At 62.6% G+C, this 26,683-nt stretch carries 21 protein-coding genes; 3 read left to right on the top strand and 18 right to left on the bottom strand.

The window, feature by feature from the left end:
• Window positions 1-810 (bottom strand): IclR family transcriptional regulator, encoded by an 810-nt coding sequence (locus tag SINAC_RS18625; protein ID WP_015247162.1) that lies wholly within the window; start codon window positions 808-810, stop codon window positions 1-3.
• Window positions 811-922: 112 nt separating this feature from the next.
• Between SINAC_RS18625 and SINAC_RS18630 the strand changes: the two genes are divergently transcribed.
• Together SINAC_RS18630 and SINAC_RS18635 are read left to right on the top strand one after the other, a co-directional pair.
• On the top strand, window positions 923-2,077 hold the full coding sequence (locus SINAC_RS18630) for a mandelate racemase/muconate lactonizing enzyme family protein (protein WP_015247163.1): 1,155 nt from the start codon (window positions 923-925) through the stop codon (window positions 2,075-2,077).
• Window positions 2,077-2,919 (top strand): amidohydrolase family protein, encoded by an 843-nt coding sequence (locus SINAC_RS18635; protein WP_015247164.1) that lies wholly within the window; start codon window positions 2,077-2,079, stop codon window positions 2,917-2,919. The genes SINAC_RS18630 and SINAC_RS18635 overlap by 1 nt, the downstream gene beginning before the upstream one ends.
• 71 nt (window positions 2,920-2,990) lie before the next feature.
• Here the strand turns inward: SINAC_RS18635 and SINAC_RS18640 are convergent, their stop codons facing one another.
• From SINAC_RS18640 to SINAC_RS39965, 14 genes are all read right to left on the bottom strand, one after another.
• Window positions 2,991-4,010 carry a glycosyltransferase family 2 protein gene (locus tag SINAC_RS18640; RefSeq protein ID WP_015247165.1) on the bottom strand — a complete coding sequence of 340 codons (1,020 nt, stop codon included), beginning with the start codon at window positions 4,008-4,010 and terminating at the stop codon, window positions 2,991-2,993.
• A gap of 86 nt (window positions 4,011-4,096) precedes the next feature.
• The gene (locus SINAC_RS18645) at window positions 4,097-5,446 is read right to left on the bottom strand and encodes a glycosyltransferase 87 family protein (RefSeq protein WP_015247166.1); all 1,350 of its coding nucleotides are present in this window, start codon (window positions 5,444-5,446) and stop codon (window positions 4,097-4,099) included.
• On the bottom strand, window positions 5,443-7,065 hold the full coding sequence (locus SINAC_RS18650; RefSeq protein WP_015247167.1) for a hypothetical protein: 1,623 nt from the start codon (window positions 7,063-7,065) through the stop codon (window positions 5,443-5,445). The genes SINAC_RS18645 and SINAC_RS18650 overlap by 4 nt, the downstream gene beginning before the upstream one ends.
• 49 nt (window positions 7,066-7,114) lie before the next feature.
• Window positions 7,115-8,197 (bottom strand): DUF1559 domain-containing protein, encoded by a 1,083-nt coding sequence (locus tag SINAC_RS18655; RefSeq protein WP_015247168.1) that lies wholly within the window; start codon window positions 8,195-8,197, stop codon window positions 7,115-7,117.
• Between the two features lie 103 nt (window positions 8,198-8,300).
• Window positions 8,301-9,491 carry a hypothetical protein gene (locus SINAC_RS18660; RefSeq protein WP_015247169.1) on the bottom strand — a complete coding sequence of 397 codons (1,191 nt, stop codon included), beginning with the start codon at window positions 9,489-9,491 and terminating at the stop codon, window positions 8,301-8,303.
• Window positions 9,488-10,513, bottom strand: a complete 1,026-nt coding sequence (locus SINAC_RS18665) for a hypothetical protein (RefSeq protein WP_015247170.1) — start codon at window positions 10,511-10,513, stop codon at window positions 9,488-9,490. The genes SINAC_RS18660 and SINAC_RS18665 overlap by 4 nt, the downstream gene beginning before the upstream one ends.
• 101 nt (window positions 10,514-10,614) lie before the next feature.
• Window positions 10,615-11,487, bottom strand: coding sequence for a dolichyl-phosphate beta-glucosyltransferase (locus SINAC_RS18670; RefSeq protein ID WP_015247171.1), 873 nt, complete (start codon window positions 11,485-11,487; stop codon window positions 10,615-10,617).
• Between the two features lie 114 nt (window positions 11,488-11,601).
• Complete coding sequence (locus SINAC_RS18675; RefSeq protein ID WP_015247172.1) at window positions 11,602-12,645, bottom strand: DUF362 domain-containing protein; 1,044 nt, start codon at window positions 12,643-12,645, stop codon at window positions 11,602-11,604.
• Window positions 12,642-13,571: a prenyltransferase/squalene oxidase repeat-containing protein gene (locus SINAC_RS18680; RefSeq protein ID WP_015247173.1), complete on the bottom strand. Its 930-nt coding sequence runs from the start codon at window positions 13,569-13,571 to the stop codon at window positions 12,642-12,644. The genes SINAC_RS18675 and SINAC_RS18680 overlap by 4 nt, the downstream gene beginning before the upstream one ends.
• Before the next feature lie 50 nt (window positions 13,572-13,621).
• Window positions 13,622-15,208, bottom strand: a complete 1,587-nt coding sequence (locus SINAC_RS18685) for a glycosyltransferase family 39 protein (protein ID WP_015247174.1) — start codon at window positions 15,206-15,208, stop codon at window positions 13,622-13,624.
• 53 nt (window positions 15,209-15,261) lie between these two features.
• Window positions 15,262-16,410 (bottom strand): hypothetical protein, encoded by a 1,149-nt coding sequence (locus SINAC_RS18690; protein ID WP_015247175.1) that lies wholly within the window; start codon window positions 16,408-16,410, stop codon window positions 15,262-15,264.
• Entirely contained in the window at window positions 16,407-17,765 is a 1,359-nt protein-coding gene (locus SINAC_RS18695; protein WP_237722866.1) for a hypothetical protein, read from the bottom strand. Before SINAC_RS18695 ends, SINAC_RS18690 begins: the two co-directional genes overlap by 4 nt.
• A gap of 32 nt (window positions 17,766-17,797) precedes the next feature.
• The gene (locus tag SINAC_RS18700) at window positions 17,798-18,619 is read right to left on the bottom strand and encodes a cysteine peptidase family C39 domain-containing protein (RefSeq protein ID WP_015247177.1); all 822 of its coding nucleotides are present in this window, start codon (window positions 18,617-18,619) and stop codon (window positions 17,798-17,800) included.
• A gap of 185 nt (window positions 18,620-18,804) precedes the next feature.
• Entirely contained in the window at window positions 18,805-19,146 is a 342-nt protein-coding gene (locus SINAC_RS39965) for a hypothetical protein (RefSeq protein WP_015247178.1), read from the bottom strand.
• Between the two features lie 1,658 nt (window positions 19,147-20,804).
• On the opposite strand from SINAC_RS39965, the gene SINAC_RS40805 reads away from it, so the two are divergent.
• The gene (locus SINAC_RS40805) at window positions 20,805-21,158 is read left to right on the top strand and encodes a hypothetical protein (RefSeq protein WP_174377932.1); all 354 of its coding nucleotides are present in this window, start codon (window positions 20,805-20,807) and stop codon (window positions 21,156-21,158) included.
• A 542-nt stretch (window positions 21,159-21,700) separates the two neighbouring features.
• Here SINAC_RS40805 and SINAC_RS18715 read toward each other — a convergent pair.
• The 3 genes from SINAC_RS18715 to SINAC_RS18725 all read right to left on the bottom strand — a co-directional run bounded on the left by SINAC_RS18715 (window position 21,701) and on the right by SINAC_RS18725 (window position 26,670).
• A complete protein-coding gene (locus SINAC_RS18715) occupies window positions 21,701-23,086 on the bottom strand; it encodes an IS4 family transposase (RefSeq protein WP_015244181.1) in 1,386 nt (461 codons plus the stop codon).
• Window positions 23,087-23,406: 320 nt separating this feature from the next.
• A complete protein-coding gene (locus SINAC_RS18720) occupies window positions 23,407-25,359 on the bottom strand; it encodes a S8 family serine peptidase (RefSeq protein ID WP_015247182.1) in 1,953 nt (650 codons plus the stop codon).
• 879 nt (window positions 25,360-26,238) lie between these two features.
• Window positions 26,239-26,670 (bottom strand): hypothetical protein, encoded by a 432-nt coding sequence (locus SINAC_RS18725; protein ID WP_015247183.1) that lies wholly within the window; start codon window positions 26,668-26,670, stop codon window positions 26,239-26,241.
• Window positions 26,671-26,683 lie beyond the last annotated feature (13 nt).

Below are 26,683 nucleotides of genomic sequence, written 5' to 3' on the forward strand. Positions count from 1 at the left end.
TCAGCGTCGGGGCGAGGCACCTTCCTCGGTATGGCCGAGGCGGGCGGAGATCTGCCTCGCGTAGTTCCGGACGAGCTTACCGAGAGCCTCACGTCGTTGGGGATCGATCTGGTTCGAGGTTCCCGAGAGGCCGATCGAGGCCACGATCTTCCCCGAGTCGCCGATGACGGGGGCGGCGACGCAACGGCCTTCGAGTTCGTCCTCGGCGTCGTCGACGGCGAAGCCGCGGCGGGAGGAAGCGAGCAAGTCGTCAGCGAACAGGTCCAGGTCCGTGATCGTCCGGTCGGTCCGGCGCGGCAGGCCGGCGGTTTGGAAGAGCAAGCGCAACTCCTCCCGATCATGCTGCAAGAGCAGGGCCTTGCCGACCGCCGTGCAGTGCAGGCTGTTTCGTTTGCCCACCCATGTGTTCAGGCGGATGAAGCTCGCCGGCTCCGTTTTCTCGATATAGACTGCCTCATCCTTCTCGAGCGTGGCGAGATGACAGGTCAGGCCGGTCACCTCGGTCAGCTCCTCCATCAGCGGCAGCGCAAGCGCGCGGAGGTTGAGGTTCTGCCTCGCCGCGCCACTCTCCCGGATCGCGAGCAGCTTGTAGCCGACGCTGTACCGCTTCGACTCGTCGTCGCGGCTCGCATAGCCGCAACCCTCCATCGTCTCCAGCAGGTAGAACGCCGTGCTGTACGGGATTGCGTGGATTCGGCTCACCTCCTGCACCGTCAATCCCGTGGAGCTCTGGTTCAGGCTGTCGAGGATCGTGAAGGCGCGCCGGACGGCCGGGACTCGATAGTCCTTGGGGGGCTTGCTCTTCGGCATGGTTTTGGACGCTCCCGAGGGGGAGTCCCCCTTGACATGGCGGCTGATCCGAGATTAGCCTCGGCCCTCAATTCCTGGATATCCTATCAGTTAGCCGACGTGGAGTCCAAGCGTGAAAATTACGCGTGTCGAGCCGGTTCTGCTGAGCAGCAAGCCCGCGCGGGAGATCCGCTGGTCGGGGGGCGTGATCTCGACGGTCCATGCGGCCCTGATTCAGGTGCATACCGACGAGGGGATCACGGGTCTGGGGGAGACCTACGTCGGCATTTTTGCCCCGCTCGCGGTCAAGGGAATCGCCGAGGCCTTGGAGCCGCTCCTGATCGGGGAAGACCCGATGAACATCGCGGCCTTGTATCAGAAGCTCGTCTCGAAGACCTTGTTCTGGGCCCGGGTCGGTGCCGGGATCAGCACCATCGGCGCCGTCGAGATGGCGCTCTGGGATATCGCGGGCAAGGCGCTTGGCAAGCCGGTGTACGAACTGCTTGGAGGCGCTGTCCACGCTCGGCTGCCGCTCTACGCCAGCGGCGGCTTGGAGAAGCCGCTCGAGGAGCTCGTCGATGAGATGCGTGGGTATCGGGAGGAAGGGCTCAAGGCGGTGAAGGTCCGGATCGGGATGGACCCGACGCGTGACCTCGAAAAGGTCCGCCGCGTCCGCGACGTGATCGGCGAGGGGATGGACCTGATGGTCGACGCGGTCCAGGGGCACAACCCGGAACCCTGGACCGCCGCCCAGGCCGTCCGCGCGGGGTCTGCCCTCCGCGAGCTCAACCTCCGCTGGTTCGAGGAACCGTGCGCCGCCACGGATTACGCCGGGTACGCACACGTGCGCCGGCATGTGCCGATCCCGGTTTCGGGGGGCGAGAGCTCGACGACGATCCACGAGTTCCGGCATTTCTTCGAGGCCGGGGCGCTCGACATCGCCCAGCCCGACGTCGCCCACGCCGGCGGGATCATCGAGTGCCGCAAGATCGCGACCCTGGCCCAGAGCCAAGGGGTCGAGGTCGCCTTCCATTCCTGGTCGTCCTCGGTCGTCCTGGCGGGAAACTATCACCTTGCGTTCACCTTGCCGAACTGCAAGGTGCTCGAGTATCCGACCTGGGGGTATCCGCTCCGCGACGCCTTGTTCGTCGAGCCGTTGCGGATCGAGCAGGGGGACTTGTTGCCGCCGTCGACGCCCGGCTTGGGGGTCGAGCTGAGGGACGAGGTCCGCGAAGAGTTCGCGTTCCGGCCCGAGGAAGGCGTCCGGATGCAGAGGGGGGGCCGCTGATGAGAATCGACTACCACTCGCACTTCATCGAGCGGGTCCATTTCGGCCCGAAGTTCACCCGTGACTGGGACGAGCAGTGCGGCCTGGGGGCGTGGCCCGAGGTCTCGGCCGAGGACTTCGAACGGGCGATGGAGCCGTTCGACAAGGTCCTCGTCTTCGGGATCACGGCGCACGCGATGGGCATCCACACGCCGCACGAGCACGTGGCGCGCCTGGTCGCCCGCAACCCTGCGAAGTACATCGGGTTCATGGCTCTCGACCCGAGCCGGCCGGACGCGATCCGCGAGATGGAACGCGGGGTCCACGAGTTCGGCTTCCGGGGCATCAAGCTCTATCCGATCATGTCGGTCTACAACCCGGCCGACCCTGCCTTCCACCCGTTCTACCGCCGCGCCGTGGAACTGGGCTTGCCGGTAATGATGCATATGGGGGCCTCGCCGGTCAGTCAGGGACCGCTCAAGTACTCGCTCCCGCTCCTGGTCGACGACCTGGCCATCGCCTTCCCGGAGTTGCGGGTCATCATCGCCCACCTCGGCCACCCCTGGCAGCGGGAAACGGCCCTGGTGATCCGGAAGCACGCCCACGTTTATGCCGATATTTCCGGGCTCTGGCATCGCCCCTGGCAAGGGTATGAAGCAATGATCGTCTGTCTCGAATGGGGCGTGACCCACAAGTTGCTGTTCGGTTCCGACTACCCGTTGTGGGAACCGAGCAATGCCATCGAGAGCCTCCGCCGCTTGAACGAGCAAGTGCAGGGGACCCCGCTTCCGAAGATCCCAGGGGAAGTGATCGAGGAGATTCTCGAACGCGACGTCTTGAGTGAATTAGGGATCATAACCTGATCGATCATGTCGAATAGGGCGCTCGCGGCCTAGGCTCCAGGGAGTCGGAGATAGCCGGTTTGGGCGAAGGCCTACCAATCGCTCTGCTGGGCGACCGCGCCGGGGAACTCCGCGCTGGCGACGTGTCGGAAATCGGTACTGTGATCGAGCGTCGGAGAGGGCTCCCATCGTAGGAGGTTCTTGACGATGAACAAGGGGCGATTCTTGGTCTGCTCATACATGCGTCCCATGTATTCGCCCAAGATGCCCAGGGCCAGGAGTTGGGTGCTGCTGAACAGGGCGATGACGATGATCAGGACCATCCACCCGCTCACCGGGTTCCCGACGGCCCATGACGCGAGCGAGTAGGCCGCCAGCAGGAACGTGACTAGCGCCGTGCCGGCGCCGAACCAACTCGCCAGGACGAGCGGCTTGGTCGAGAAGGCGGTGATCGCGTCGAGGGCGAACCGGACCATCTTGCGGAGCGGGAACTTGGAGGTCCCGGCGTAGCGGCAATGGCGGTCGTAGGGGATCGCCGCCTGGGGGAAGCCGATCCAGGGGACCATGCCGCGGATGAAGCGATGGCGCTCTGGCATCGCGAGCAGGACGTTGAGGGCCCGGCGGCTCATGAGGCGGAAGTCGCCCGTGTCGGGCGGGATCGGCACTTCGGAGAGGCCTGTGATCAGGCGATAGAAGAGGGCCGCGGTGCCTCGCTTGAACGCGGTCTCGCCGTCGCGTCGCCGGCGCTGGCCGTAGACGACGTCGAGACCGGTATCCATCCGATCGAGCATCGCCGGCAGCAACTCGGGGGGATCCTGGAGGTCGGCGTCGATGATGAGGATCCGCTCCCCTTGGCAGATTTCCAGGCCGGCGGTCAAGGCGAGCTGGTGGCCGTGGTTGCGCGAGAGGCTGACGGCCACGACGAAGCGGTCGGCCGCCGCGAGCGACTCCAACATCGGCCAGGTCCGATCCTTCGAACCGTCGTCGACGAAGACGAGCTCATAGGACTGTCCGAGCGAGCGGCAGACCGCCGTGAGCCGACGGTACAGCTCGTCGATCACTTCTTCTTCGTTATAGCAAGGTACGACGATGGACAGGTCGAGGAGATTCATCAAGGTGCCCTCGTGGGTAAAGCTGCCTCTGTTCATGAGAGAGGCGTAATTTTTGAATATTCATGTGCTGGATTGCTTGGTTTCGGTCATTGGGCTTTGCCCGATCCGCCTCGCAGCGTCCGAACTTCGAGGGCTTCGGGCAGGTGGGCCTCCCCGGCGACCTCCCCGTTCGTTGGCCATCCCTCGGGCAGCCTCGCTCCATCGGTGACAAGGCGGCTTGGAGCCGATAACCCGTCCCCGAGCGACCGCAGGGCCGAGGCGATGTTGGGCAGGAACGCGTGGCGATTCCAGCCGAATTGCAACGCCGCGAAGGGCATGAACCAGATCAGGTGATTGCCGTGGACTTCGCGATAGCTCATCTCGCAGAGGAGTGTGAGCACGAGATACCAAAAGACGAGCGAGCGGTAATCGATTCGGGTATAAAAATTCTTGGCGACCACCAGGGCGATCGCCATGAGTTGGATTGCGGTGAAGGCGAAGTGGAGTTCCTTGGGGGTGAGGGAATAGAGACTCGTGGAATCGGCCGCCTTGGTCGAATGGAACAGGACGACGTTGCGGAACAAGGCGCCGGGGTCCCAGGCGAGGAACGGCAAGAGCGGCACCAGGCCGGCGGCGAACCCGGCGACGAACCGGGGCTCGGGTCGACGGCGGACGAACAGGAAGAGGTAGAAAATCGCCGGGGAGACCTTCGCCGAGAGGGACAGGCCCGCCAGCAGGCCCGCCAACGCCCAGGATTTTCTGCGGACGGCCAGGATCGACCCGAGGATCAGCATGACCGGGAAGATGTCATTCGCCCCTTGATGGAACAGCTCGTGCCAGAGTCGGTTCGGCAGCAGCATGAGCGTGCAGCAAAACCAGGCGGTTGCGGTCGACTCTGACATCTCGCCCCGCCCCCTTCCCAGCAGGAAGACGAGCACGACTGTCACACCGAGGTAGACGAGGCTGGTGTATTTGATCCCATTCGTCGGCGTGACGGCGCTGATCGCGTACCCGAGGATCATCGTGGGACCATACTTGAACCCCCACATCGATGGGTTGTCGCCGAGCACGGCGATCGTCCGGCTCTGATAGGGATTCTGTCCGTCGAGAAAGACGAGGCGAGCGGCTTCCTGGGTCGTCTGGCCGATGTCGACGACGGGCGGCTTGTCGAGGTCCGCCAGGCTCTTGTAGATTCCCCAATTGAGGGCGAGGACCGTGAGCGCCGGCGCCACTATGGCCGTGAATTCCCCCATCGCACGCGGTGGCGTGTCGCCGGGTCGGCGACGCGTGCCCAGGGTCATCGCCAGCAGGCTCGCCAGGCAGGCGAAGCGGACGAAGGCCTGGTCCCAGTCGTAGCGGTCGAGCAGGTCGAAGATCGCGGCGTACGCGACCAGCACGAGCGTTGCGGAGACGATTGCGCGGGCCGAGTTGAGGCCCTCTCGCCCGATTCCCATCATCGTGGACCTCCGCCCGAGTCTCGGAACGCATTGCGATCAAAAGGTTTGAGGCGGGCCTCGAGTGGGCCGTCGGGCCGGACGTAGAGCTCGGGAAGCTCCTCGTCCGCCGAGTGAGAGCCGGGCACCTGCCGGTATCGGTCCTCGATCCAGTCCAAGACGGGGTGGTGCTGGCCCGCGTTCCGCTTGGTCGTGTAGACGGCGATCAGGTCGGGAGGGTGCGCTTCGAGGTCGGCGAGGGTCCGCGCCGAGAGTTCGTCCTGCATCGGGCCTTCATACAGGGGATCGTCCCAGAGGACGCCGACGGGGGGGCTCGAACCACTCGCGAAGTAGACCTCGGGGTGCGGCCCCCACTGGTAGACCGTCTCGTTCGGCTTGAGGAGGCCGGCCAGGGTGCGGCCGAACCGTTCCGACGCGATGAAGCCATTGCCGTATTTCCGGAACGACCACTGGTCGGGGGCAACCTGCGAGTGGGGCAACTCGATCCAGAGGCAATTCGCCAGGACAAAGAGTCCAGGGACCCAGGCGAGCAACCGATCTCGGCTCCAGAGCCCTCGGACCACCGCCGCCGTCCCCCAGCCGGCGGCGACGGCCAGCGGCGGGAGCCAGAGCTGATAGTAGTGCGGCCAGAAGCGGCCTGGGGCTGCCACGGCGACCAAGGTCCCCGCGAGCCAGGCCGCCATCAAGGCGTGTGCGCGGAGGGCCTGTTCCTTCCACCGGGACAGGAAGGGGACGATGGCCAGCAGGCTGAGCGGGATCAGGATCGCCTTTGTGGCTAATAATGCGTCGACCCCCGACGGGATGAGCGCCGTCGCCACGTTATCCAGCAGGTTTCCCGAGTATCGCGTGCTGAAGAGGAAGTTCGTCCGCCAGTAGATGTCGTACCGGCCGGTGGCGGCGAAGTAGGCCCCCATGCCGACCCAGAGGAGCAGCCCGGGCAGGGCCATCAAGACGACCTGGGTGACCGCCGTACGCTTTGGCCTCATCGTCGCTAGGTGCGCCAGGGCCAGCGTGAACGCCACGAAGACCACGACCTGCTTGTAGGTCGAAGCGACCGCGAGAAGAACGCCCGCCGCGATCGCAAGGGTTGAGCCGCCGGTGCCCGAGGAGATCCGCGTCAGGGCGACGAATGCCCAGACCATCAGGGCATTGATGAAGACCTCGGAGTTCGGCTGATTGGCCTGGAGGTCGGGATCGTTGCAAGCGACCGCCCAGAAGGCCGCCGCCCAGAGTCCCCCGCCTCGGCCGAGGGCTTCCCCGGCCCGTTCGACTCCGATCAGGGTCACCAGGGCCGCGAAGATCCCCAGCGCCAGCAACTCCACCTTGCCATACCCGACCAGGACCTCGGCGGCGGCGTAGGTCGCGTAGATCGTCGGCGGCTTGATGTCCCAGAGGTCGGAGTACAGCGATCGGCCACGGAGCAGTTCGTGGCCGATCACGGCGTAGGTGCCGTGGTCGCACTCCGGCGGCTCGGAACGCGTGTGGACCCGGAACGCGACGATATAGAGGCCGAGGGCCAGGAGCGCCGCGATCCTCAGACCCGGCCCTGCTCGGCGAGGTCCAGGGACCTCGGGCTCGGCGGCGTCGCGCGGCAGGGGGTCAGGGATGGTCGCGGTGCTCATCAATGGATCTCGATCGAATTGGGACACGTCCCCCGAGCCCGAACGGCGCTCAGAACTGGGACTGGTCCACCACCTCGCCTCCGGAGACGGTCCCCAAGGCCTTCCAGACGGCTGCGCCGATCTCCTTGCGGACGAATCGGACCGACGCGTCCCCCAGCAGCAGATTCACTCCGCCCGGATGCCGACTGGTTGCGGTGACCACGACCGGGCTGTCGAAGTCGTCGGAGCCGCCGAGCAGACAGCTCGGTTTCATCGGCGTGAATATGTGATGGTAACGTGTGTAGAGGACGTTTCCGTCCGCCCAACGGCTCCCTGAGAGGTGATAGGGCGTGTCAAAGCTGAGAGAGTTGGCCGGGCTGGCCGTCTCGCACGAGTCGGTTGAGCTGTCGGCGAGGAAGTAGTTCGTCAGAGTGTTGGCCGAGGCCGTCAGGCCGAGGCAGCGCTCGCTGAACGAGGCGGTGTTGCTCATCCCGTCCCGGAAGTCGGCCGGCTTCACGGCGCTCTGGTACCAATAGGTGCCGTCGTTCTTCGCGGTGCCGCCCGGGATCGGCAGGTCGGCCGCCAGGTTCCGGGGGAGCGTACCGGCGCATCCCCGATAGCTTGTCGGTGCGGTCACCATCAGGGGATCGGCCCGGCCGTCGTCGATCCGGTCGCGGTCCGACGGGCAGAGGAACGCGGCGACCCGGGTCGATAACGCGGTCCGATTCGAGGGGCCGTAGACCGGGTCATGGAGCCAAGGCACGCCCGAGACGTTCAGCGCGGTGAAGAGCGCCGGCTGCTCGAGGTAGGGAAGGATCTGCGAGTGCGCCGACCAACGCGGCTCGTGCCCTTGCGGTCCCGCCCCCCCCACGCCGAACGGGAGGACTTCGAGCGTGGCAGCATAATTGGCCAGGGCCACACCGATCTGCCGCAGGTTATCGGTGCACTGCGTCCGCCTCGCCGCCTCCCGGGCCGCCTGCACGGCGGGAAGGAGCAGGGCGATGAGCAACCCGATGATGGCGATGACAACCAGCAACTCGATCAGGGTAAACCCACGATGGGGAGATCCGGCTTGGCTCTGTTCATGGCCGTTCGTGAGGGCCAGGGAGCCTGGGATCGAGGTTGAATTTCCCGAGGATTTTCGACGCCACATCGCGATTGTCCTGTCGGTTCTTCGGGCATCGGGAACGGCCGTCACGGCATGCTTGTGATGAGCAGAGAGGCCGATGCGTGGAATCAGGCCGCACGGTCAGACTTCAGATGATGACATGCCAGGTCGCGAACAATGCGGAGAAGGCGCCGAGGAAAAAGCAACTGATCCCCACGAGCGCGGAGACGATCGGTGGATCGACCTTGGAGAGCAAATGGGCGATGACCGCATAGACCGGGATGATGACCGACGAGTAGCGGGCCGTGCTGATCATGGTCCTCCCATAGCCATTGGTTAAGTAAGGGATCAGGATGAGAAAGGCGGACGTCAGGATCTCCGGCGAATTGAGCCAGCGTTTCCAGGCTCCGAGGATCACGAGACCTGAGAATCCGATGAAATAGAGTGCGTCGACTACCCTCATATTGAAAACAAGCGAATGATGGTATTCGTTGTTATACCAGTAGGCTCCGGACGAAGGGGTGAAAATCGCCCGGATCGGCTCGAATGTGAGCAGGCAGAACAGGCGGTGGCCCAGTGACTCGTCGGGCCTCAAGCTCCATGCTTCCTGACCCCGGGCGAAGGCGAGCGGGTCGCCGAAGCTCAAGTAGAGGTACGTTGAGAAGGCGATGATTCCCCACATCGAGAGGGGAATCAGGTAGGCGAGCCGCGCGACTCGCGCGGCCGGTTTCCCACCGCTCATCCAGACGTGGACGACCAGGGCCGGGATGAGTGCGACCCCGACCGGCCGGACCGCGGTCGCGAAGCCGACCAGGCTGGCGATCATCGCCGGATGGCATTGCTTGGCCAGCGCGAGCAGGAACATCGCGAGGACGAGCAGGAACAAGGATTCCGAGTAGTTGATGCGAAAGAAGAGCGATGCCGGCAGCGTGGTGAGCGCGATGACGGCGTAGCCCCCCAGGCGGACGCCGTGTTCGGGGTAACGCACCTGGAAGTAGCGCAAGATCAGGAAGAGCGAGGCGATCAGGCAAACGTTTGAAATCAGGAGCAGAGAATAATCGGCATTCAACCCCGTGACACGGGAGACCAGACGCCCCAGCATGGGATACGCAGGAAAGAAGACCGCGCTCGAGAAGGACGTCCGGCTATAGTCATATCCCTGGGCAGCGATCTTTTGATACCATTGAGCGTCCCAGTTGGTGAACGGCTCCCCGCTGTACACGAAGGTATTCCCGCGGACCGGCGAGTTTTTCAATACCTCGGAACCGAGGAGAAACCCACCTGCGACCACCATGCCCGTCAGGTAATAGTAGCAGAGAGCTTTGGAGAGAGTGCTCATTTCGCCATGCCCTTGAGACAACAAAAGAAGGGGCGATTGCCGAGGATTTGCCGACCTCCGTCAGCGGACTGCGGGCCCAGTGACCGGGTCAGGAAATTGGGCCGGAGGCAACGATCGCCGGGTGTAGGAGAGGGCCGCCCTGCGGCAACCTCGTGCGATGCCACGACGACTCCGTGCGATGCCACGGCGACCATGAGTCCAACCCGGATGCCCCCCCTCCGGGAATGCGATCCGGAGGCCGTGGCGCTCCGGTGGCCCGCGAACCGCCACCACGCGTAGACGAGGGCGGCGACGACGAGAGCGAGGAGGCCCCACAGGAGCATTTGCCGCGTCGAGGAGGAATCGAGCAGGCCTCGGATGATCCGGTCGGCTCCAACCTGCACATGCGAAAACCGGACGTCCAATGCGTCGACCGTGTTCATCGCATAGACCTGGAGTCCCACCTCATTAACAGGTCCATCCCCGAAGGGGACCGTGCCGATCAACACCGGGGTCGAGCCTGCCTCGGCATGGTAAAACTGAATGTTGCCGTCCTTCCGCCGGACCTCGAGTCGACCGATGGTGCCGGACACGGGAAGGTTGTCCGAGATGAATTTCCGCGAGCCTTCCAACTCGCCATAGGAACTGACTTTCTCGCCGATCGAGAGGAACTTACGGCTGCCCACGCACCACCCGGGAGCGCCTGAAATCACGAGCTCGATCGAATTCATGGCGTCGCCCCCTTTCTTGGTCGACGAGGCCTTCGGCTTCGGAAGGGCGACGATCTGGTAGTCGGCGGTAACCTCGAAGTCCCCCTCGAGATGGAAGAGCCCGACGAAGCCGATTGGCGGTCGGTCTCCGCCCCCTTTCGGGATTTCCGCCCGGAGTTTGCCGTCCTTCACTTCCCAACGCCCTAATGACCGTCGCACATTCGGGCGGAAGAGCGTCCGATCGTAGGCCTGGTCGGAGAAGTTGACTTCGATGGAGTCGGAATAGGAGCCGGAGGCCACAAGCGCGGACAGCAAGGCGAGGGATCCAAGCATTGATTTGTGCCTCCAGCAAGGTCGGCGAGTTTGGGAAGAGCGCCGCCCCGGTTTGTGCCGTGAGTGGTGCAGTCCCTCGTGCGAGAACCCAAGGTCCGATTTCAGACGGAGGTACGAGGGAGCACTGGCGAGCCGGCGTAGGACTCGGTGAGGAGGCCGGACGCGACCGGGGCGCCGTGATCATCGGGGACGCCCTCATCGATGACCGTCGAACTCTCGCTTGATGGGACCGCGACAATCAACCGGCTTGGCAACGCGGTCCGGCGGAGCGACTTCCGGATTCGCTCGAGACCGGTCAGCATCCGCCATGAGTCGCGGAGTAGGTTGACCTTGGACCCTGGGATCTCCACCCAGGTCACCGGGACCTCGTCGATCCGGCATCCGATCCGGGTGGCCGCCCCGAGCACGAAGAGGTCGAAGAGATACCCTTCTTCATGGCAGGGGCCGAAGAGGGGTGATATCGTGTCTTGACGAAACATCTTGAATCCACACTGAGGATCGGCGACCGAAAGCGTCAGGTAGCTTCGCGCGAGCTTGGAGAAGGTCCGGCCGGCGAGTTCGCGATACCAGGGGCGGTTGGCTTCAGGCCCGCTGGGGCCGCCGCGGCGCGAGCCGATGGCCACGTCGGCTCCGGCGGCGATCGCCTCCCGGAGCTTTTGCTCCTCGCAAATCGGCGTCGCGCCGTCCGCGTCGGCGAACAGGACCATGGTCCCTCGAGCGGCGAGCATGCCGGTCCGTACGGCGGCCCCCTTGCCGCGATTGGCCGCATGCTCGATCAGCACGAGCTGGGGCCAGTCGGCTGCCGCCTGCCGGACGATGTCGCTGGTCCTGTCGCAACTCCCGTCGTCGACGATGATGGCTTCGTATCTCTCGAACGAGAGCGAGGCATAATGGCGGCGGATCGCCTCCAGGTAGCGGGGAATGCGTCTCGCCTCGTTATAGGCGGGGATGACAATCGATAGTTCGACTTCCATCGCAATGGCTCCCGAGTGGATGACTCCGCCCCTGTTCGCCCATTCCCATTTGTCGCTCGATGAATTCCAACGACGCCCTGACGACGCGATCGATTCTCCGGCCTTGTTGGCGGGTCAGCCCGCGTGGGGCGACCGCGTTGTGGCGGCCCCGATCACGGGAAGGAGGAATCGGGTCGCGAGCCGCGCGATCGGTTCGCCTCGCTGTTCGATCTGGTCCGCCCGGATCGGCCCCAACCGTCCGGCCGCGATTGAAAGATGCTCGATGGTCTCGGGGTTGCCCCCGATCAGTCGGGTCGCTGTGGCATCGGCAGCGACCAAGTTGTTTCCGACGACGAGGACCCCGGCATGTCGCGGCTTCCCCATAATGGGGCCGTCGCCTTCCATCCCGACGATTCCGTCGATGATCGCTAGACTTGGCTTTACTGTTGCGATGACATCAAGGATTGAGGGGTTAATCCCCTCCTCATGCAGCACGTTCTTTGGCCAACCATAACAAATACCAGGCAGGGTTCCAAACATGTTTTTCATCGAGAGGGTAACACCGGCCCAGTGATGGGTCTTCAACTTCGCCACGGAGACGACGATGTCGGCGGCGGCGACGGCTTCCGCCAGATAGAGGCGGCTCAGGGTCGTCATCCCGAGCGCATTCCGTCGGGCGACGACTCGGCCGTGGTTAAGGTCGACGAACGGAACCTTCAGGTCCCTGAGGATCGGCCTGAGCTCGCAGACATCGGCAACCAGGCGGGCATCGCGGCAGTGGCCCGGCCCGTCTCCGATGAGGACCGCACGCGCTCCCCAGCCGAGAAACACCTCGGCCGCGGCATGAATGACGGCTGGGTGAGTGAGGACGGCTTGCTTCGGTGTTGCGGGTTCGATGAGGTTCGGCTTCAGGAGAATGGACTTCCCTCGCACCAGGGCCGCCGAGACCCCAACCTCTTGGAGAGCGGTACGGAGCACCGAGAGAATGTCCGCCTCGTATCCTGGCAGGCTGGCCACGAACACTTTGGCTGATCGGAACCCGCTGACCTGATCCCACGCGAGCTTGGCCGCGATCGGCGCGGTCAGGGCGGCGCCTGCCGCGACGCCGAGGCGGCGGCGAGTCAGCTTGGTTTGGGCCGAGGGTTTGGGCGGGAGTGGGATTGGCAGGTCGTCGGTCATGAGGACTTCGCCTCCTTTCGTACGGGCAGGCCGAGGACGTCGAGCGCCTGCTCAGACGCCGCAAGGACGATGTGAGCGAGCCCGAACGGGTCGTCGGTCGCTTCCGCAGTGAGGGCGTCGTAGGCGTTGCGCAACCATTCCGTGGCCTGAGCCGGGCGGCGGTTCCAGGCGGAAAGCCCCAGAATTCCCCAGCAGAGCGATTGCGGCGAGCGAATGCCGGGCAGGGCGGATTCAAGATAGGCGAGTGCCGGTTCGACCGATCGGTCCTGAATCCCGAGGCACGCCAACGCGAGGAGGGCCAGGCCGGTCGGTCCGGGTTGCGGGCGCAGGATCGCCTGAAACACGGCGCTGTTGCCGTAGTTCCACCCCCCGGTGGAGAGCGCCCGGTCTGCGAGCAGGCGTGCCCCTTCGGTGACGCGTGGGGACCGGTTGGGGCCGATGCGTGCCAGAGCGACGAGCGCCATGGCCGTCGGTTCCACCCAGGAGTGGGTCCCCTCGACCCAAGGCCAACCCACGAGCGTAGTGTCGTGCCCGACCGGGTTCTCCGGGGTCTTGGGGAAGGACTTGCCTCGGGATTGTTCCAGCCACTGGGCGGCGAGTGTACCTTGCGGCGCGAATCCGTCGACATTGGCCCACAATAGGAGGGCGTACGATGTCGCCCACTGTGGCACTGCCAGTTCAGCGGAGAGTCTCACGGAGCCGTCGGGACGTTGCATCCGCGCGACCCAGTGTGCCGCGCGGGCGGGGGCCTCAATGGAGGCGGCCTGGTTTGTCGAGGCACCGGTGCAGCGGAGACCGAGCCCGGCGAGGACGGTCGGTTCGACGGCAGGCGGGTCACCGGGCCGGTATCCCCAGGCGTCCGCGTCGGACCGCAATCGGAGCAGGAGCTCAGACGCGGCGGTGATCCAGCTTACATTCGATCGCACGAATCGGTTGCTCCTTTCGGGGGTCGGGCTGCTACGGTGGGGCGGCTGATTCAGGGCCGTGGCGTCGGCTTCCGGAAGACGCACTCGGTCAAGGCCAACTTCCCATTCATCATGAACGGCTCGGGGAAGACTTCGCTCTGGCCGGCGGGCATCCACGGCTCGGGGAGGCGTGCCTCGTTCAGAAGCATGGCGAGCATCGCGCTGTCGACGGCCCAGATTTTCCGGTCGACCCAGGGGTCGAGGATGTCGACGTCCTTGACCTCGCTTTCCGTGATGACGGGCCCCCCGTTGTATGGCTCGAGTGGGGCCCTTGGGAGGAAGTGGAGGCGTTCCCTCTCCGGATCGTTTCTCAAATAGTAGAGAATTCTCAGATAAGCACTCGGCTCACGAACGATGATCGGCTCGTCGGAGTCGCCGTGGGTGTGGATGTATTCCACCAACGCCTTGGCCCCACCCATGAGATCGAGCCGGGTCTGATGGGTGAACTCCGCCCACCAGTAGACGTTGTTGGCGACCAGGACGGCTACGAACAGCCAGCGCTCGGCTCCCTCGAGGACGCGACAGAGCAGAACCGACACGCCGACGAGGAAGAAGACGAACGGGACCAGCCAGTACCGACTCGTCTGATTGCTCACGATCGCCGTCCCGTAGAGGGTGATCGTAACCGGGATGAGGATCGAGGCCGCGATCATGGCGGCGATCAACGCCCCGCCGCGACGGCCGGTGAAGGCGAGCCAGGCGACGAGCGCGCCGGAAAGGGCCACGAGCCAGCCGGAAAGCCAGTTCTCACCCCATTGCAACTGGTTGCGGGGGATGACGAGGTCGGACCAGCACCGGGAGATCTCGAAGGCTGACGGCCGCGAGAACCAGTAACCGTGACTGACCTGGTCCTTTTGCCAAAACAGCACCGGAGCCCACGGGGCGTACCCCACAATCGCAACGGCCAATGCTGCGAGTCCGGCGAATTGCCGTTGCCAAGGGCCGACGCCTGGGTTCGCTTTCCCAACCGCCGGCGCGAAACCGAACAGGAGGAGCCAGACCCCCTGCGCCGCAACGACGAAGAGCATGTAGTTGTGGGTGTACATGCTGAGGCAGGCGCTAAGCGCGTAGAGAGACCAGAGGACTGCGGCGCTGCGCCGAGAACGAGCGGGGCCAAGGATTCCGCGGGCGAGAAGCCACGTGGAAGCCAGTCCCAACAGGCAGGCCAGCGAGTACATCCGCGCCTCGCCGCTCCAGCGAATGTGCGCGCCTGAAGTGGCTGTCAGCAGCGTTGCGATGACTCCCGCGGCGCGGGCCGAATTTTCGTCAGGGACCGTGATCGACCACCGGAAGATGTCGCGCGTCAAGCCGTAGACGAGCACCAGGCTTGCGCTCGCGAAGCAGATCGAGAGCGAACGGAGCGCCACCGGCCCGTCCCCGAACACGGCCGTCCAAACCTTGAGCAGCAGGTAGTAAAGGGGCGGGTGGACGTCCACCGAGGTCCTCTGGACGAGTTCCGGCACGGGGTAGGTGGTGACAAGCCGCCACGAGAACGCCTCATCAAACGAGAGCGTCCGTTCGGCCATGCCCTGGCAGCGGGCGGCCACCGCCGCGGCCAAGATCAAGAGCATCGCAATCAAAACGTGGCGTTGGCTCATGGTGACGTCCGAATCGCAAGGACAAAGGGTTTGTTCGCTCTCCGCCGCGTCGATCAAGGGTTGGCCGGCGACGGCTCCGTGCCGAGACTTGTGGCCCGGAGGTGGTAGGCCTTCAGGACCCGCTTGCCGGTGATGACGACCAGCAGCAGACCAAACAGCAGACCGTTCGCCAGGAAGAAGTAATAGCTCCGAGGGGTCTTCTCGAGGTTGGCGATCGTCAACGCCACCTCGAACGGCTGCTCCCCTTCGGCCGGGATCCGATACTGGACCCGCCGGATGTAGTCGTTGACCGCGCACCCGGCCGAGGGCTTGATGAGGAAGTCCTCATTTTTAATTTTGTTGAAATCGTAACTCTTCAGGCCGATGGTCAGTTGGTAGGTAATCTTGCCCCACATCTCCTTTGGGTCGGTACTCGGGTTTGCGTAGTGATCGACCACCAGCTTCATCGGCAGCTTCAACCCTTCCGCCGCCGTCTTGAAGTCGAGGCTTTTCGACAAAACACTTCGCGGTTGCCCCTTGCCCCAGTAGACGAGGCGCTGGTGGATCACCCCCTCGAGGTCCACCCAGATCTCGTCGGTCTCCGGCCGTTCGAGCACCCAGCACGATGCGCCGTCGATCACCTCGGGTGTGGCACGCACCTGGTACGAACTCGGAGATTTCTCGACCGTCTCGGGCAGGAAGGGCTGCGAGATCTCGAAGGGGGAAAGGTTTCCCGCAGCGGCTGGCAAATCCTTATAGGCGTCGATGTGTTGGTAGTCTGTGTACTGATGGTAGGTGAAGTGCTGAGTGAAGATCGACGGACTGATTTCCATGAACGTGTCATTGGTGTCAATCGCCGCATTTTTGTAGTAGATCAAGTGCCTGGCATGCTCGGGCATCGACTCCTGGCCACGGAACGCTCCTTTGGGGTAGAAGACGATCGTATGGAGGTCGGCTCCGCGTCGGATGTTGGTTACGTCGAACGACTTGTAGGCGAAAGTTCCCCCATTTTGAATCTCTGAGTTGACCGAGAATTGGAATTTATAGCTCTTCTGGGCAAGAAAGGCGTCGCGGTTGCGACGGATCGCGGCTGTGAGCTCGCTCACCGTCGGCGGAGCAGCCTGGGCTTTGGGTAGGCCCCACGAGATTGCAATCGCCAAGGCCGCGAGCGATCCCAAGGTCCGGCCGGACGACGACTCGAGACAACGAATCAGGCGAATCATGCCCCACCCCCCTTATGCGAGATTGAGGAACCGTTGGGGTCCGAGAGGGGGTTGACCCCGTTCGGGACCACGGGATAACGCTGGCGGATCTCCGAAGGCGTGACGCCCCGAATCAGGCAGAGTGCGCGGACCGCGTGGCTCCCGAGCGGATAGACGTCCGCATGGTGGAAGAACGGTTGCGGCATGGTGGTGATCGCCGTCTTGAGGTAATCGACCGCCCGGCGAACGACTTCCCGCGGTGGGCCCAGTTCCGGAGGGGCCAGGGCGATCCACTCCAGGTGATGACCCGTGGCGTACACTTCGGGGAAGGGTGGGGTGTCGAGGTACCACATGCCGTCGTTGGGCCGGCGATCGAAATGTCCATTCCATTCCGTGCTCCACGATCCGTCGGCTTGCTGGACCTTAACCAGAGTCCGCGTGATTTCCTGGAGTCGCGCCTCGATCCGCTTCACGTTGGCGTCGGAGAGGATTGGACCCTGCTGGTTCGCGCGTAACGCCGAGACGAGCGCGTAAGGCAGGTGCATCCCCACGCACGCGTGGGTCGCTTTCGACTCATCGAGGAGGCTATTGACGAGGTCGTTCATGTTGTAACGCGTGCCAAACCGGTTCTCCCAGGTTGCCGGCGGACTCAACCAGCGCGAGAAGGCGCTTATCGTGAACTCGGACTCCTGGTACGGCGAGTACTTCCAGAGCGACTCGTTGAGGATGTCGTTCACGGTCCACTCACGCGAACTTTCGCCCGTCACGCGCGGCACGACGCGCGTTGTCGCAGGCATGCCGATCTCCGCCAGCACCTGCAATATCTTGTCAACATGAAATTGGCCTTTTCGGGAGGCGACGTCTGAGTCGAGGTTGGTGACGACCGAGATGCCGACTTCGCCGTCGCTGAGGAGCATGCGAATCCCGCTGTTGTTGCCAAATGCACGTTCGAACTCCGGGTGCTCGAGCAGGATCTTGAGCTGGTCGCGGGGCGGATAGAGGAACAGGCGGGGGCGTCCGGAAAGTTGCCAGGCGCGGTCGAACGAGGCCTCCGCGCCCCAGAGCCGGAGGGAATGGGCGAACTGCCCGACATCGGGACCGGTCCAGCACGGATCGGCCGCGGCCACGACCGGACCTAACTCCTCATCGGTAAGCATGTCGCGGTAGGCGCCGTGGGGCGTGATGTCCAACGGCCGCTCGCGGCGTGGGACGTGGGACACCTCAAGCCGGCGCCGTTGCTCTTGGCTCGCGTTCGCGGCGGGAGCGAACGTATGCCACGCGCTTCGGACCCCGACAACGGCCAGCACCGCCGCTGTGAGGACGGCAAACCAACGCTCGGCGCTGGCCCACGGACGTCTTGCAGGTTCGATCAACACCACAGTCCGATCTCCTCATTAGGGCGCGAGCGTCAACACGGGGCCGCCGCTTCGGACTGGACCGCGACCGGCCGATTGAGGTACGCCAGAGCGCACGACAGGATCGCCACGACTGCGGCCAGCACGTAGATCATTCCCCAGGCCCATTGTGTCGGGACACCGAAGAAGTTCATTTCCGGCACCAGGACATAGCCCGAGAACGAGCGGTCGAATCGGGCCTTCTCGATGAATTGGTAGTTCCCCGAGACGCCGTCGATGATCCCGACCTGGCCCTGGTCGTTGAATCGGACGGTCACGAAAAAGTGTCCCGAGTCGCGCACTTCGGGGTCGGTCGAGCGAATGTCTTCATGCACGAGGAACGGCGGCGACAGGCGGAACAACTCGCTTTGCGACACCTTCCTTACCTGATGCTTCAAGCCCAACGCGCTCGCGGCCTTCGACAGGTCGGCGAGGGAAGACCCCGTTTTCGTAATCGGGATGAGTCGCGTCACTTGATCACGCGCTACGTTGAATCCGCGAAGTCGCAAGAGCACGAACAACGCGTTCGGTCCGCAGAGAATTGGCTCCTGCCAGCTCGTCCCGAACTTGAGATGTTCGGGGAATTCGCGACCCTTCGGGAGCCTGACGGCTCTTTTCTCGGGCGGCAAGCTCTCGAGCAGTGTGACCTTGCCCGACTTGAAGTCCCCCTCCTCACGTGGTGAGGGGATCGATGCGAAGGTCTGGCCAGCCGGCAGCGACAGGAGCAGGCCAAGGAGCAGGAATATCACGCCCGCCCGGAGCCCAAGATCGGCTCGCCCCCCGCGGAGCCGGCGCGGTTCCGAAGCCGCGCGGATAACAGGAAATCTCGCCTGCACGGCACCTTCCTCCCATTGTGGTTTATCGAACAGAAGGCTGAGTAAACCGGGTGACCCAAAGCCGCCCCCGCATCCAGCGGGGGCGGCCCAGATCATCCTATTCCGCCACACAAGACAGCTTCGCCGAGTCCCTGCGATGCGGTGTGGTGTGGCAGGTTCACCGGACGTCTTGTCCTGTTCACAAATTACGAGCCGGTGCAGGGACCGAGGTAGCTCGGCTTCGAGCCGCAACCCGCTACGCCGCAGGGTTCCGTGTAAAAGGTGTAGATGCCGCTAGTGCCAATGTCGGCCGTCTGGGGACAGCCGCACGACGTGCAACCAGTGCTGAAACAGAGCCATGTGCATTCGATTGAGCACCAGGCGCTCATGGTGGATGCGGGGCCGCTGCAGGCAGCGCCTTGGACGTTGTCTGCCTCGGCCAGGGTGACGCTTCGCCCGGCCTGTGTCGGTGCGGCGGATAAGGCGACCGCGAATGCGGCCAGACAGAATGCGGAGAACAGGTTTGCCTTAAGGTTGCCACGGATCATCGAGCTAACTCCGAAGTCGGCGATTGGGCAAACAGGGGAAAAGGCGGCCGGAGCGATGCCCAGGCTACGGACCGCCTCCCGCTAAACCACGGGGTCACTTCGTATTTTAAAGAATTCATTGTTTTTCTAAATTGCAAGCATGCAAAATAATTGTTTTTACTTGATAAGTAAAATATGGTGATAGCGAATTTGTAAAGTGAAATCATGGATATTAGTGATTTAGTAGTTCGTTGAGGCATCTTCGTTCGCCGCGAGAGGTGTCCCGCTGCTCGTTTGGATCCGTCGCTTTCACGGAATTTCACCGCGCATTTGACAATGTGCCACACGCCGGCCGTCGGGCGTTCTGATCTGTGGATAACTCGCCGCTTTATAACGACCAATCGTCGTCGTCATTTGGGCCTGACATTCGGATCGTCGATTTGGACGAGTGGCAAATCCCGCACACTCATGATGCGAGTCTGCCCCAGCAGCCACTCATGCGATCATGCCGAAATTGGAATAACGCCAATCGAATCGCCCAGCAAACTACGCAGTCGTCGCCGTGGGACGACGAGTTAGACGATCCTCGATCATGCAAGAATACGGAGTGGACTTGCGGGATCGCGCTGGATTCGGAGCGATAGACATCTCCAATGAACCCGTGAGAATTCGAAGAAATTGCAATAGACTGGAATGTCGATTATCTCGATCGAGCTTTACGGGCGTCTTGGATGATAACCATTAAGGAAATCTACAAAAATCATGGCGATATAGAAAAATAGGATATGAGCGTATTATGGATTGGTGGGTCGGGCTGCCCATGGTAACGCCGCCTTTCCTTAGAAGAAGATGATGAGGCAAAACCGGTGCGTAGATTAAATGGACTGTGCGCCTGGCGAGCTCGCCGCGCATGCGTTCCCCCGGAGAGTTTCGTGCCTCGCCTGAGGTGAGGTCCGTATCGCCACTTTCTTCGGAACGCTATGGCAATTGGGAAGACGATTTTTCGCTTAGATAAGATCGTGAAAGTGACACTACATGGCCTGTTCAGAGGCGTCAAGAAAAATTTCAAAACATTGTCGAAGTTCAGCAAATTCAGACAGGAATAATGTCCGAAGATAATAGAAATGAATGGATTAGGTGATTGCTGTTGTGATGTCAGAGCATACATTTTCGTACTTAGCGGGGGCTTTTGTCCTTGGATTTTACCCCTGGACGGTTGCGGTTCGCTGCCGAGAGAACCAGGCGGTGAAATCCACCTCAGGTTTCGGGTGGGTGGACCCGAGGTGGGCGCTGGGATGAGGCGGGGCCGCAAAATTGGCCTGGCTGGTAAAGTCGCCTTCCTCGACTTTTGGGTGGTCTGGTTTGGTCCTACCCATTCGAGTCGTCTCCGTTCAATGAACTGGCCAGGTGGTACGTCGGGCGACCGGATTTTGAATCCGGCGAGAGGGATTGCACGGATCTCGTCGCATTACCGGAGATCTATCTTGATGTCTCCGCCCCCGGACGATCCCCAGCCATGACCAAGCCGATGGTCGAAATCCGGACTCGCCTCCGAGAACTTGTCTCCGGCATCACTTGAGAACGTCACGATCCGGTTAGGATTGTGACCTCTTCTCGCAGCGCCTTCGCAGCCATCACTTTGCGGCCGGTGCTTTGCCGGGGGCCTCGATCGAGATTCGATGGACCTTGTCTTTGAAGAGGTCGAAGCTCAATCCGAAATTTTGATAATCCATGGTGATGTGATCTGTCGCAGACTTTGTGGTGTGAGTCTCCTCTCCAATGACCTCATTTCTTCGAGAGACACCGCCTTCGTCGGGCGGGCCGTACGCCTTGACGACATCATCCTGACTGGCACCAAGTCCGATACCCTTATCGGTTTTGCCATTGAACTTGCGGATTGGTTGAATGGGGCCTGCCTGCTCATTGAGACAGGCGACTTGGCTCAGGCCGTGCCTTGGATGGTCCGGTGGGAGGATTGCAAGCTCGAATCCGCGCGAGCTATTAGGATAAGTATGTCGGCTGCCCATGAATGAACTCTCGGTCGGGTTTTCCGAGGAGCTTGACGACCTGCTCCTTCGTCATGCCGAACCGGGCCGGGCCGATCCCTGATAAGGGGATCACCAGAGGTGCGGCCAGAGACGGATCGTCCGGTACGGGCAAAAGTTTGGGCTCGTGGATCGTGAGCTTGAAAATCGGGGTATGGGGACGGTAGCCCACTGGCGGGGTCAGTCGGAACAGGGCGCTTTATGGGGTGGGGTGGCCCACACTCGCAGCGGCATGGCAGCCTTTGCCGCGACCGGTGGTGGCGCAGGTCGTTGGCCCCTTTCCTGTGCGCGAGACTGCTTGCCAGGGGCATGGCGGCCTTTGCCAGCCCCGAAGGGGCGACCGTTTCTAGCCCAGGGGCGCAAGCCCTGGGGGCTTCCTCGAAGCCATTTGCCACTCCCCCGTCGCGGCTGGCGGGCCGACGGCCCGCCAGCCGCGACGGGGGAATAATGTGCGAATTAAGATATTTTTGTTTGCATTGAATCCAGGGGCTTGTGCCCTTGTCCTTACCAAGAACGTTTGCGCAGTAATGCTACTCCAAGCGAAGGTCCAGCTCAGCCCCCTGAACCATCGCTTGGAGCTTCATCCATCCCCTCCAGATCGTTTGCCATCCCGGCTCACCGTCCCCCTTCCGTCCCAGGAATCCCCCGAGTTTCGCCAACTCCCGAAAAAACTGATACGTTCCCCATGGCAACGCCTCAGTCGTTCGCCGAAACGCGCGGAGCACGGCCACATATTTTGGCGGGGCGGCTTCGATCGCCGGCCGTTCCGGTTCCGATCGGGCGATCCCTTTCAACTGCAAGAGCCGTACCGCCACCACTGACAGCAGACCCGTCAGCGCCTCCAGCCGATGGCTCGCCTTGAGTTGATGATCGGCTGCACTGCAACCCGATTTCAACGCTTTGTGCCATTCTTCGATCAGCCATCTCTTTTCATAATAGGAAATGATCCGCAACGCATCCTCAAGGCAGGCCACTTCCAGAGAAGTGTACAGCACCCATTCGATCGGTTCTTTGACCGAGGCGGGCGGATCGACCTCACGCACACACACCACGTATTGCGCGATCGGTTGCGGATCGAGACCCTTCAGCGAGTCCGCGGGCTGCCGCGGTACGAGCATCGTCGCCCGCACGAACGTGACGGTGAGCTTGGCGGTTCGCGCCGGCAATCCGGGACGAGACCGCAGCTTGAGCGTGAAGCAACCCGCTTGCGGTACCGATTCGAGTTCCTCCTGCAACGGGCGTTCGAGACCATCGGCACCCTGGACGCGTCGGTGCAGGCTCTTGACCCGTCCGACCCAATCGACGCCCTGACGCTGGGCGCGGCAATAGACCTCGAAATCGTCGGATCCACGGTCCATGACGTGAACCCAGCGTGTGTTTTGGGGCGGGGAACCGATCAGTTCGATGAGTTTTCCCCAGACCTCCGACTCGCGATCGCGTTTGCGGCGTTGCGTCCGACTCTCCCCCTTGGGAACCGGTTTGCGATGAAAGAGAATTTGGCCTGCGAGGCCGTAGACGACCTCGTCCTTGTGGGAGACCATCAATCCGGAGTGGATCATGAAGCCCTGACCCGTGCCCGTACCAACGGGCCCCACGCCTTGAATCTGTCGGGTGCATCCGAAATCAATCTCGGTGGTGTCGTCAAGGATCAGGGCCATCTCGGGGCTGGTTTCCCGGATCGAACGCCAATGCGGCTCGGCAATCGCCCGGAAGTTGACGGCCGAGGAGTCGAGCAGGCGATAAGCGGCCCTGAGGTCGTCCCAATTGCCCGTCGCTTTCGGAAGACTGGCCGAGGAATCCACGGCGATTTGCGTGGCGAGTCGGATCAGCCGCGTTTCTCGGCGTTTGTCGCCCAGATCGGCACCGGCGAAATTGGCTTGGGCCCAAGCCTCAGGGTCGGTCAGTGTGGGACTCATGATGAGCATCCGAGCAAGCCAGGGTACCTTGCCCCGGGCCGTCAGACCGACGGGTGGGTCAAGAGAAGCATTGACTATGCCAGATTGCCCGAAAAAAGCAGGGGGAAACTCTGGATTCTGTACGAATGTTCTTGGTAAGGATAAGGGCTTGTGCCCCTGGCTATTGACGGCCGCCCCTTCGTGGCTCCGGGAAATCGGCCGATCCGGAACAGCCTTACGTTGGCCTGATTCCCGACAGGTCGAAGGCCGGATGCCCGCGACCCAAACCCAAGTACCATCCGACGGTAAACCGCTGTCGTGGGATCAGCGGCTTTTGATTTTCAAGAGGACCAGATCACGCTGCCGTTGTGGATAAGCTTGAGCTTTCCGTCGTTCTGGAGCACGAGGTAGGCGCCGGCTCGGCCGTGCGTGCCGGTGGACCAGATCGGAGTGCCGCTATTGTTGTAGACGACGAGGTTGCCGTCGGTCTGCATGAGGACGACGGCGCCCGGATGCCCTCCGGTGTTCGTGCTCCAGACGGCTCCGCTCGGTCCGTAGACGACGAGGTTGCCGTCGGTCTGCATGAGCAACTGGAACCGGCCGTTGGGTGAAGAGATCAACTGGTTCGGGTTCAGCTGTTTTCCGGGAAGGAGCGTGTTGTTGCTGGTCCAGAGCAAGGCATTGGTCGCGGGGTGGAAGATGCCAACGCGTCCGTCGTCCTGGACGGCGAGGTAGGCGCCTGGATTTCCGCCGGTGTTGGTGGACCAGACCGGAGTACTGCCGCTATAGATGACGAGGTTGCCATCGCTTTGGAGGATGGCTTCGGTGCCCGGAAGTCCCCCAGTGTTCGAGGCCCAGATGGCTCCGTTGGGGCCGTACTCGACGAGGTTGCCGTCGGCCTGGAAGATCAACTGGTAGAGCCCGTTGGGCGAGATCAAAGGCTGGCCGACGGCGAGAACGGAGTTGACCTTGATGCCGGAGACCGCGGCGGACATTCCGGAAGGCGCGGTGAAGTCGATCTGGACGGTGCCGGTGGAGGTGGACTGGGTGGTGAAGACGCGGCTGACGGCCTTGTTGATGCCTCCTGCCGCGGCGTAGATGTCGAAGTTAGAGAGGACGGAAGTGCCATTGATGGTAACGCCGAAGAGACGCTGGCCCGGGGAGCTATTGAAGGTCTCGGCGAAGTCAAGAGTGACGGTGTAGAGCCGATTGGGCTGGAGGTTGGGGATCGTGTAGGAGAAGGTGCCGAAGCGATAGGTCTGGTAGACCTGCTGAGGAGCGGGCAGGGTGACCCCGGTGGTGTTGATCGGGGAGGTTACCGAGTTGGTCGCCCCTGCGGAATTGAACCGGTCGGAGACATACTGGCCTGCGCCCGTGGTTGATCCTGAGTTGATGGCAACAGTTTGGACGATGCCGGCGACGATGGCCTGGGGATTGATGACGCCGTTGGTGGTGGACCAGTTCGTGGGGTAAGGAGCAGGCTGAGAGACGACGGAGACGGTACTCTTGACGCGGCTGATGAGTTGCGCGGGCGTCCAGTTGGGGCGCAGTGCCGCGAGTCCGCCGACGATGCCGGAGACGGAGCCCGCCGCGAACGCGGTTGTCGAGGGCCCTGCGCTTGGGACGCCGAGGGTGACGGAGGCCGCCCCGTAGTTCGAGTTGAACGCCAACTGGTTGGAACTGTCGAGGGAGGCCACCGTGATCATGTTCGTAAGGCCGTACTGAATGTAGCCGGCGGGGAAGAACCGATTGGTGCCGGGGTCGGTGTTGAGGTTGTCATTGCCGGCCGCGGCCACAATGACGATCCCCGCGGCACTCGCGGCCTCAAAGCTTCGCTTTTCGGGGGGATAGTACCCGTTGACACTCCCGTAGCTGATGTTGATGACGGAGACGCCCATGTCAATCGCGTACTGGATTGCCACGCTCACTTCGTCGAGATCAATGCCTGCACTTCCGCCGACCTTAATAGGGAGGATCTGGATGCCCGCGTCATAACCCGCGAGGTCTCGCATGTTCTTAAGCTGAGAGACAATATTCTTTGTGACATCCGTCCCATGCGTGTTGCCCGGGACAAAGTATGACCCATTCGGCCCTTTAATATTAGCGCGGACGTCATACGCATGCGTCATGTCCAAAAACCCCGCAATGGCGGGATCGTTGACATTGAACGACGTATCGATATTTGCGATAAGAACGCGGCCGGTAATAGGTGAGATGGTAAGCAGTTGTCGGTTTTCAAGGGAGTCGATCGAGGGAACGAACTTACGACGTCGGATCGGGCTGCGTAGCTTCATGTTGTAGGCTCCAAGATGATGAGGATCGCATCCGTGGGGGGGCGGTCGGCTTCTGATCCCTCAGAGCCGATGGTTCGCATGGGGGGGGCGAAATCCGCCAGGGCTTGACGTGTGTCGTCCCGTCCGTGGCCTATCGCATCCGTGGTCTATCGCGTCCGTGGTTCATCGCGTCCGTGGCCTATCGCGTCCGTGGTCTATCGATTGCGTTCGTGGTCCAGCAGGCCAGCAACGAAGCACTGGCCGTGGATGTTCGCCGGTCTATATCCTGATTCGGCGAACGAATCAGCTCGCCCTCGAGCTGAGCCGCCTTTGGCTCTCATGGATCGTTTGATGTCTCGAAAAAGCAACGATCGAGATCACGACCCACGCTTTGACTTCGGTGTAAAGGCGTCGCTACAATCCCTGCAGCGTATTGAAACGCCTCATTTAAAATAGCGGTGAATGAAACCACGGAATTTTGAGAAAGTCAAAACGATTCCATGGTAAATCTATGAATCCGTGATTGTTGAAATTTTGGATTTGTTGCTTTTGGGCATCGGCGAGGTCCTGTCGGCGAACTGCGGAGGGATCTTGATTCGCCAAACGCAGCACAGCTTCGTCGCTGTGAACGGCTATTTGTGAATGATTAAGCGTGCGCGGGGGGGGTGAAGGTTTGAATGGGGCGTGGAGACGATGTGTCTGGTCGGCCGTGATTTCGGAACTGGCAGGGGGCGGGGCGGATTGGAGCAGCTCGATTTCCCTCTTGCCCGCGTGAGCGAGGGGCCTTTGGTCCTGTCCGCAGGGCCGACTCCATCCGCAGTCGCGATTCGCCGGGGTAGTCGACGCGAGTTGGCGAACCGAGCGATATTGCGAAATGTTGAAAAATGATGATTTGTGTGGTTAGCTCCGCCCCTCATCGCCGAGGAGGTGCTGGCTCGAGCGGAGGATCCGGTGGTGCCGGCTCTTGGAGGCGCCCGAAGGCTGGGCGGCCTTGGCTTTCAGGTCGGCGAGGTTGGCCTGGCAGAACGGGCAGGCGACGACGTCGAGGTGGAACGTCAGGTAGGAGGCAAAATCGGGGTCGAGGGCGTCGAGCAGGTAGCTGCCGAGCTGCTGCCGGTTCGGGCAGGTCAGGCGGCCTCGGCGCCAGATGGCCCCCAGGGTGTGGAGGCCGGTGTCACCTCGGTTTTGGCGGACGTCTTCGAGCCGGGCGCGGAGCTCAGCGGAGTCGCGCAGGGATTTCTCGACCCGCGCCATGTCCTCGCCCGGGAGGGTCTCGGCCAGGTAGGACCGGAGGGTTTCGTCGTCGATCGCCGTCTGGTGGATCTCGCCCATAGAAGTTCGGGTC

The organism is Singulisphaera acidiphila DSM 18658 (assembly GCF_000242455.2).
Classification (GTDB): Bacteria; Planctomycetota; Planctomycetia; order Isosphaerales; family Isosphaeraceae; genus Singulisphaera; species Singulisphaera acidiphila.